We start from the raw sequence: 8,915 nt of genomic DNA on the forward strand, positions 1-8,915 counted from the left end.
GGTCATTTTGCCAGAAAGTAGTTGAACAGCAATGCTACCATCATGTTGCTCAATAATTTGTTTGGCGATCGCCAAACCTAAACCTGCTTTCCCGTCTGCGGATTTAGTAGTGAAAAATGGATCGCAGAGTTTATCTAAGAGATCTTGGCTAATACTCGCTCCTGTATCAATCAGATCGACCATGAGATAATTTTGCTTTTGGTAGAGATTAATCGTGAGTATGCCGTGAGTACCAATGGCCTCGATCGCATTTTGGAGTAAATGGAAGCAAGCTTTTTGTAGTGCTTCAGGGTAACAGTTAATGGTTGAAACTGGACTATACCGTTTAATAATTTGCACTCCAGGAGGCAGATGAGCAATCGATTTGAGGGCTTTTTCGAGGATATTTTCTAAGTTAGCAAGACGTTTGGGAGTTTTGCTATAGCTATGATAAGCATAGTCTTCAAAAGCCGAAATTAACTTACTGATCTTCAGGGTGGAGTCGGTAATGTTGTTAACTTTTTTATCTAGATTAATAATTAGGCTGGCATTATCTAAGATTTCCCAATAGTTTTCGCTAGCAAAAAGTGGTAAAAAGTCTTCTATTTCCTCATTAAACCCCATTTTAATCAGAACATCAGCAATTTTAGCGGTTTCTTTGATCTCAAATCTAGCTAACTTAGCAACAATCAGATTTTTCAACTCTTGTCTAGCAAGATCTGATAATAGAGGATTAATTTGATTATCTTGAGCCTGTTTTAACAGTGTGGCAAAATATTTTTGCTGCGGAGGAGACATTTGAGCCAGAAAAAAAGGAATATTTTGGAGAGTAGCCTTGCCAAACTGCCTAATTTCATCGAGGGTATGGTTAATTTCAGCGACAGGGGTATTAATTTGTTGACTAATACCTGAAGTGATTTTAGCTAAAGCTAGATTTTGTTGGGATTCAAACTCTTGTTTCTGACTTTCTTTGAGTTGAATAATAGTTTTTCTCAGCTGCTCATTTTTGGCTTTTAACAGTTTTTGTAGGCTTTTTACAGCTAGCTGATTTTTAATCCGCATCAGCACTTCATGAATCTGAAAAGGCTTGCTAATATAATCCGCACCACCGATTGCAAAAGCCCTAACCTTATCTACAGCTTCATTCCCTGCACTGATAAAAATGACAGGAATGTCTTTGGTTTTAGGATTAGTTTTTAGCTGTTTACACACCTCGTAGCCATTGAGATCGGGCATCATAACATCTAAAAGAATCAAATCGGGCGGATTAATCTCGGCAGCGGAAAGAGCTAACTTACCGTTGGGTACAGGTCTAACTTTATAATCATATTGAGTCAGAAGATCTACGAGTAAATGTAGATTTTGGGGAGTGTCATCCACAATCAGGATGTTGTTTAACTCCCGAGCTGCCATTAATTTTTTCACTATTTAATCCTGAAATAATCCTAATTAAAAGGTAGTAAGTTCAAAATATGCTCGTATTCAAAATTACTAATATGTTGCTCAATTGTCTGGGCTAGCAGTTTGTTTTCTTGTCCAATCTGGTGAGTAATCTGCTTAATTTTATCTAAATCAATTTCCATAATTGATTGCTGAAGTTCTAGTAGTAATTCATGAGATATTTCCTCAAAAGCATCGTCATTTAAAGTAAGCAGTAATAGTGATTCGGCGGTATCATCTTCTGTATCTTCAGCATAGGTATAGCACACCCCCAAATGCTTCGTCATCATCAACAATAATTCATCAGTTTTGAATGGTTTGCGCAGGAAATCATCACAGCCCATTGCCATAATTTGAACCCGTTCTGTTTCTAGAGCGCTAGCGGTTAAAGCAATAATTTTAGGGGTCTGGCGATTGTCTTTCAAATCCCCCTGGGGATCGCTTTTAATGATTTTAATGGTTTCTTCCCCACTCAGATTAGGCATTTTCAGATCCATCAAGATCAAGTCTGGCTGCCAAGATTGCCAAAGAGCGATCGCTTCTACTCCATCGACTGCGGTGCAAAGGGCGAAACCTAGTGGCTGAAGTAGCTGGATCAATAGTTCACGATTCAGTTCGCGATCGTCTACAATCAGAATTCGCGGTTGGGCTTGATTCGGTGCTAGGGCAATGATTGACTGAGGGGTGGTAATCTTACTCGACAAAATTTCACGAGGAGAAATTTGTTCTAAGGGAACGGCTTGTGTCTGAATTTCAAAGCGGAAAATACTTCCTCGATCAACTATTGACTGAACCTGAAGATCTCCTCCCATAAGCTGCACGAATTTACGACTAATGGTTAGTCCCAATCCTGTACCCTCCTGAGCTTTTCTACCCGATTTAGTTTGTGTAAAAGGTTCAAACAAATGTTTTAGTTCTTCAGGTGCAATCCCTTCTCCTGTGTCTTCTACCTCAAAAGTCAGCAGGATTGATTGATCTGGTTGATCTAGTTTTATATTTAAAGTAGGAAAAATTCTCACTTCAACTTTGCCCTGACTAGTAAACTTCAGAGCATTATTGAGTAAATTAATCAAAACCTGGCGTAGTTTGCGCTGATCCGCCAGAATGTAGCGTGGTGTAAGAGGAGCAATGGTGAAACTAAGGTTCAGATTAGCGCTAGCAGCTTGAAGAATAAACATTTGCTCAAGATCTTCAAGCAAAGCCGAAAGATCGAACTGACTGATAGATAAATCTAACTGTTCTGCCTCCATCTTGGAAAGATCTAAGACATTATTAATTAAGGAGAGTAAATGTTCTCCACTACGATTGATAATACCGATTTGTCTTTGTTCTGCCGTTGGTAAATTTTGATTGCGTGCCATCAGTTGAGCAAAACCAAGAATCGCGTTGAGAGGAGTTCTCAGTTCATGACTCATGGTGGCAACAAAAGTACTTTTAGCCCTGTTGGCTATCTCAGCTTTTTCCTTGGCAGTGGACAATTCAGCGGTACGTTGCTTAATTTTCTGTTCTAACTCGATGTTAAACTGCTGTAGCTGCTGATGAGAGGCTTCTAGAGAATCAATCACCTGATTATAATGTCGGGCGACATAACCAATTTCGGTAAAAGGTTCTTCGGGAACTCGTAAACTAAGATCGCGATCGCTGGCTTGACGTTCCATGACCTGTAGCATTTCATACACTGTACTTTTAGCGTAGTGTTCCGACACATTTAAACCACGATCTTCATCCTCTAAGGAGACTCGTAACGGCATCAGACGGTTGATTAACTGGAGTAAAATCCAAGTCCCCCCAAATGCCCACAAACCACAGACGATTATGCCCCATAGCTGGATCAATAGTTGAGCGACTCGACTCGATTCACTATTAAGAACATCGGGATTACCCACCAGCGCTACTGCCAAAGTTCCCCAGATCCCACCCCCCAAATGAACGGGAATGGCATCCACCGCATCATCTATGCGCCAATAAATTAGTCCATGGCTGACTAGTAGCATAACTGCACCACCCACTGCTCCAATAGCGATCGCCACTACGGGATGAACAGCATTACAAACAGCGGTAATCGAAACTAGTCCTGCTAACGAACCATTAATTAAAATTTCTGCCTTATTTGTTTTTAACTTTTGCCAACCAATAAAGCTGGCACAGATCATTCCTGCTGCACCCGACAGTAAAGTATTGAGAACGGTTAGAGATATAGTAGCGACCGTTGGAGTCACACTACCAGCATTAAAACCGAACCATCCTAGCCAAATCAGCATCACTCCCAGTACTGAAAATGGCAGATTAGAAGCATGAATTCCCGCGAATTGACTAGAGCCACTAGAGCGAGCAAATCTTCCTGTTCTCGAACCAACAACCAAAATAACTGCTAAAGAAACCCAGCCCCCGACGCTATGCACCACCGTCGCTCCAGCAACATCTATAAATCCTAGTCGTTCTAAATAGCCAAAACCATCACTAAAACCATAACTATTCCAAGCCCAATGAGCCAAGAGAGGATAAATTAATCCTGAAATAATCGCGGTGACGATTACATAAGCACGAAACTTTAACCTCTCGGCACTAGCACCAGAAACAATGGTAGTGGCAGTGCTACAGAACATCATTTGGAAGAGAAAAAACACTATTTCTCCAGCAGAAAAATATTCAGGATTAAAGAAAAAACGATCTGAGTCAAAAATCCCCGCCCCTGCGCGGGAACTGCCAAAGGCGATTCCATACCCTACAGCCCAAAAAATTAGGATTGAAATACCGAGGTCAACGAGATTTTTGATCGCCACGTTGATACTATTTTTGCTACGGGTTAACCCCGACTCAAGACACATAAATCCTGGCTGCATGACGAAAACCAGAAAAGTATTAAATATCAACCAAAGAGAGTTGGAGTTGATCGGCATTGCTGATTTGAAAACTAAGATTAAATAGTTAATTTAAAATCATATGTATCTTTATATCTGAAATTAATTAAATTTAGTTATTCTGAGCAAAAAAAAGCTAAGTTTGATCGGCTCGAAGGACTTTTCGCCCCTACTATGTGTGTAGGAAATATATATGCAGGAAACGCAATTTAATTTGAGATGAGAAAGTGGTTGTCATAATTGTTGCAGCTTTGCCTCTAGGTATTTGGTTATTCCTACTACTGTTCTGGGGGAATTTTTGGCGAGCCGATTGTCGTCTTGATAACTCTCAAGTATTAAGCCATTACCCCAGTATTTGTGCTGTTATACCTGCTAGGAATGAGGCAGAAGCGATCGCCGCTAGTTTAATTTCGCTGTTAAATCAAGATTATGCTGGTAAGTTTTCAATTGTCCTGGTGGATGATAATAGTGGGGATCGTACTACAGAAATTGCCCTAGAAACTGCCACTCAACTCGGAAAAAGCGATCGCTTGAAAGTAATTACAGGTAAGCCTTTAGTATCAGGGTGGAAAGGAAAACTCTGGGCAATGCACCAAGGTATTGAATCTGTCTCAACTCAAGCTATTGCTCCTGATTATTGGCTATTTACCGATGCAGATATTCAGCACGACGGCAATAATTTGACTCAGCTAGTTACTAAGGCAGAGACAGCAGATCTAGATTTGGTTTCTTTAATGGTATTGCTGCGCTGTCAAAGTTTTTGGGAGAAATTATTAATTCCCGCCTTTGTCTTCTTTTTTCAAAAGCTATATCCTTTTGCTTGGGCTAATGATCCCCGTAAATCCATGGCTGCTGCTGCGGGAGGCTGCATTTTAATTAGTAACCAGGCTTTAACTAGCATAGGTGGTGTTGCCAGGATTAAGAATGCCCTGATTGATGACTGTACCCTGGCTCAAGCAGTAAAATCTTCAGGCAAAAATATCTGGTTAGGTTTGAGTGAAACTACTATTAGCCTGCGGGGTTACGATCATCTCCAGGTAATTTGGGATACTATTGCTCGCACTGCTTATACTCAGCTAAATTATTCGCCTTTGCTATTAATCGGCGCTGTTGTTGGTATGGTCATAACTTATTTAATTGCCCCTGTAGGATTGGTTTGGGGATTAGTAACTAATAATTGGCTATTGTTGAGCATTTGTATAGTAACTTGTCTTCTAATGATCTGGGCTTATATCCCCACCATCAGAATCTATAAAATAGCTTGGGCTTGGGGTTTACTCTTACCAGCGATCGCCTTTTTGTATACTTTGATGACCATTGATTCTGCGTTTAAATACTATCAAGGCAAAGGTGGTGCATGGAAAGGACGAACTTATGATTGATTAATAATTGTACTTCTGGGCAAGAGCGATCGTATTCTAATTAGCCTGTAGGGGCGAACGACCATTCGCCCCTACTTAATCATGTATTTTTTATTTTTCTTAATCCTTACTCTGGTCGTTTTATTCCAAATTAATGACCAAGGCATCAATTCGACGAAGCGATTGTAGCTGACTAGATTGGGAAAAGCTTTTTTCCAATGGGGCAATACTTGAAGGGTATAAAACTCTTTGAATGTCCGAAATCCAGAACCGTGGAAAGCGATGCAGCTCGTTGGGCGGGTCAGATGCGGCTAAAGCCTTTCTCGACTTGAAGCGACTGCATCAAGAAGCGATCGCAATAGTCATTACTTCGCTTAATGACATTCTTCATTTTTTTTGTCTGATTTACTAATTAATAGACGTTTGGGATAAATTTTGTTGACAATGTGATTGATCAGTCATATGATTGCTTAGTCACATAAAAAATGGTTAAATGCCAAGCAAAACTTTTTTTAATTTATCCAAACAGAAACAGGAAAACTTAATCAAAATTGCTTTAGAAGAATTTTCCAATCAAGATTACAATTCTGCTTCGCTCTCTCGCATAGTTAGACAAGCTGGTATTGCTCAAGGGAGTTTATATCAATACTTTGCTAACAAAAAAGATCTTTACCTGTATCTTTTAGATTTACTCTGCAAAACCAAATTATCTTTTGTACAAAACAATTATCCATCAGCGTTGAAGATGGATTTTTTTGAGTATTTAAGCTGGATATTTGAAATTAATCTCCAGTTTGATTTAGCTTATCCTACATTTAGCCGACTGGCATATCGAGCATTCTATGGAGACTTGCCTTTTGCAGATCCAGAAATTGAGCAAATGAAACAAGCCTCTTCAGAATTTATATTGCAAATAATCATAAAAGGTATTGAAGAAAAAAATATTGACCCAGATATTGATTCGGATTTAGCTGTTTTTGTGGTTGAAACTTTGATCAATTCTATTAGTAAGTATATTCCAGAAAAGCAGGGTATTACAACAGATAAATTAGCAGGAGAGGGAGCTTTGAGTTTGGACATAGTTGCTGCTAGAGATACATTTCTGCAATTAATCAAAATTTTACAATTTGGTTTAAATGGCAAAGGTAAATAAGAATAAAATCATGAAATTAAAAATTAAAAAAGTAAAGCTTTATCTAGCAATATTTTGTATTGGATTCATGGCATTTTTTTTAGGATTTCCTATTGTACCAAGAGAAACAATCGAGAAAATGCTAAAAGCTAACAACCAGAATATAGCAGCAGAAGTAGTTGAAGCTGCTGATGAGCAATCTTAGTTTAATCCATTTTCAATAACAATATTTTAGAAATATGAAATCAATACCAGTAGCAGGAAACAATTCAAGCCTCATACTTAACTTGCATTCAATTTTACGTCCTTTAGACTTTATGGAGAAATACAATAAACAATATGGAGATTTTTATCGATTTATAGAAAAGAAAAATTTATCAATTAATATAACTAGTAATCCTCAAGCAATTCGAGAAATATTGACAATGGATTCAGATGTATTTGATTCAGGAAAAGCAAATAAAAGTTTGAGTTTTTTGTTGGGAGATAATTCTTTAATACTATTAGATGGGAAAGATCATAAAAGTCGCCGACGTTTATTAATGCCTTATTTTCATGGGAAATTTTTAGAACAATGTAGTCAAAAAATAATATCCATAACTAACCAGGTTAGCGATCGCCTAGAAGTAAATCAACCTTTTGCAGTTCGTCCATTGATGCAAGAAATTACTTTAAAAGTAATGTTGAATTTAGTATTTGGTATTGATTCCGAGCAACAATGTCAAAGACTTAGTAATTTATTAGTAGAGTTGTTGGAAATATTTAATAGTCCTTTCAAATCATTGTTAATTTTTTTCCCAATATTGCAGAAAGATTGGGGTAAATACAGCCCTTGGGGTAATTTTTTGTCATTAAAAGCAGAAATTAAAAAGCTTATTTATCAGAAAATTAAAGAAAGACAAAAACTGCTAATTAAAGAAAAATCAAAGTGTCAAGATATTTTTGGATTACTAATTTTAGCCAAAGATGAAAATGGAGCGGGGATGACTGATGAAGAAGTTCACGATGAATTGATAACTTTACTATTTGCGGGACATGAAACTACCGCCTCGGCATTGAGTTGGCTTTTTTATTGGATTCATTATCACTCAGAAATTGAAGATAAATTACGTTTAGAAACAAGCTTGTTGGGAAATGTATCAGATTATCAAACCATCAACAATTTATCTTATCTGAATGCATTAATTTTTGAGACTTTGCGTATTTATCCTGTAGTTGTTGGTTCTTTTGCTCGTATTCCTAACCAAGATACATATATCATGGGCTATAAGATCAATAAAAATGATTATCTATCTATTTCTATTTATAACCTTCATCATAGAGAGGATTTATATCCTAATTCTAAGCAATTTAAGCCAGAAAGATTTTTAGAAACAACATATTCTCCTTATGAATATCTTCCTTTTGGTGGTGGCAATCGTCGCTGTTTGGGATCTGCTTTAGCATTGTTAGAAATGAAGCTAGTTACAGTTACAATTCTTAAGCGTTTTAAATTAGTATTAACGAATAACCATTCTCTTTATCCAGTGCGCCGTGGTATAACTCTTTCTCCTCCTGCTTCTTTTCGAATGACAGTCAAAAACTGTGTTTTAGGAAAAAATAGTTAGTTAGATAAATTAAGTTTTTTGGCATTTGCAGATTAATCCTGACATCCACTAATTGGTTATGCTTTCAGAAAAAGGCGATCGCTTTACGGATGCTGGACAAATAGTTTTTGCTAAACTGAATCGAGATCATTTTCTCATAAATACTTTAATGACCAATTGTTATGCTTGCAATTTGGCTAATGGAACAGAAAATTTAATTGGTGAACTAATTCCTTTAGTTGTTTCCGAAGTGGAAATATTTTGCGAGAAAGCAAGAACAGCTTTTTCTACAGTCAAGTTTTAGTACGATCTAATTTAATTTCAATTAAACCACCAAGGCGATCGCCTTAGTGGTTTAAAAAATTCCTTACAATCACTATTAATGACTAGTGCGCAAAGCAATAATTACATTTTGCCTTTTTGCATCACTTCCTGAAGGTGTTGACGCACTTCTTCTGCATGTTTCATATCTTCCTGTCTTGACATACTCCCACCGCTAATCGGAGTACCGATATAGCGGGGGATTCTTATTCATGGTTCATCGAAGTCCACTTAC

General features: G+C 37.6%; 7 protein-coding genes and 1 pseudogene. 5 read left to right on the forward strand and 3 right to left on the reverse strand.

All coding sequences use genetic code 11. The features are described from left to right. Together C7B62_RS22450 and amt are read right to left on the reverse strand one after the other, a co-directional pair. The coding region (locus tag C7B62_RS22450; protein ID WP_146132180.1) for a response regulator at positions 1–1,404 on the reverse strand (1,404 nt) is incomplete at its 3' end. 20 nt (positions 1,405–1,424) lie between these two features. Beyond that, positions 1,425–4,319 carry an ammonium transporter gene (amt, locus tag C7B62_RS22455; protein WP_106242664.1) on the reverse strand — a complete coding sequence of 965 codons (2,895 nt, stop codon included), beginning with the start codon at positions 4,317–4,319 and terminating at the stop codon, positions 1,425–1,427. Between the two features lie 188 nt (positions 4,320–4,507). On the opposite strand from amt, the gene C7B62_RS22460 reads away from it, so the two are divergent. Next, the gene (locus C7B62_RS22460) at positions 4,508–5,662 is read left to right on the forward strand and encodes a glycosyltransferase (protein WP_106242668.1); all 1,155 of its coding nucleotides are present in this window, start codon (positions 4,508–4,510) and stop codon (positions 5,660–5,662) included. Positions 5,663–5,790: 128 nt separating this feature from the next. On the opposite strand, the pseudogene C7B62_RS26705 reads toward C7B62_RS22460, so the two are convergent. After that, a pseudogene (locus tag C7B62_RS26705) lies at positions 5,791–5,934 on the reverse strand (IS982 family transposase); the annotation flags it as partial. Positions 5,935–6,134: 200 nt separating this feature from the next. On the opposite strand from C7B62_RS26705, the gene C7B62_RS22470 reads away from it, so the two are divergent. From C7B62_RS22470 to C7B62_RS22485, 4 genes are read left to right on the forward strand one after another with little or no spacing between them, the layout of a single operon-like run. Then, positions 6,135–6,794, forward strand: a complete 660-nt coding sequence (locus C7B62_RS22470; RefSeq protein ID WP_106242674.1) for a TetR/AcrR family transcriptional regulator — start codon at positions 6,135–6,137, stop codon at positions 6,792–6,794. A 10-nt stretch (positions 6,795–6,804) separates the two neighbouring features. Continuing rightward, on the forward strand, positions 6,805–6,978 hold the full coding sequence (locus C7B62_RS25895) for a hypothetical protein (protein ID WP_158260731.1): 174 nt from the start codon (positions 6,805–6,807) through the stop codon (positions 6,976–6,978). 34 nt (positions 6,979–7,012) lie between these two features. Beyond that, a complete protein-coding gene (locus C7B62_RS22480; RefSeq protein WP_106242680.1) occupies positions 7,013–8,380 on the forward strand; it encodes a cytochrome P450 in 1,368 nt (455 codons plus the stop codon). A gap of 58 nt (positions 8,381–8,438) precedes the next feature. Next, positions 8,439–8,663, forward strand: a complete 225-nt coding sequence (locus tag C7B62_RS22485) for a hypothetical protein (protein WP_106242683.1) — start codon at positions 8,439–8,441, stop codon at positions 8,661–8,663. The last annotated feature ends 252 nt before the right edge of the window (positions 8,664–8,915 follow it).

Source organism: Pleurocapsa sp. CCALA 161 (assembly GCF_003003995.1).
GTDB lineage: Bacteria > Cyanobacteriota > Cyanobacteriia > Cyanobacteriales > Xenococcaceae > Waterburya.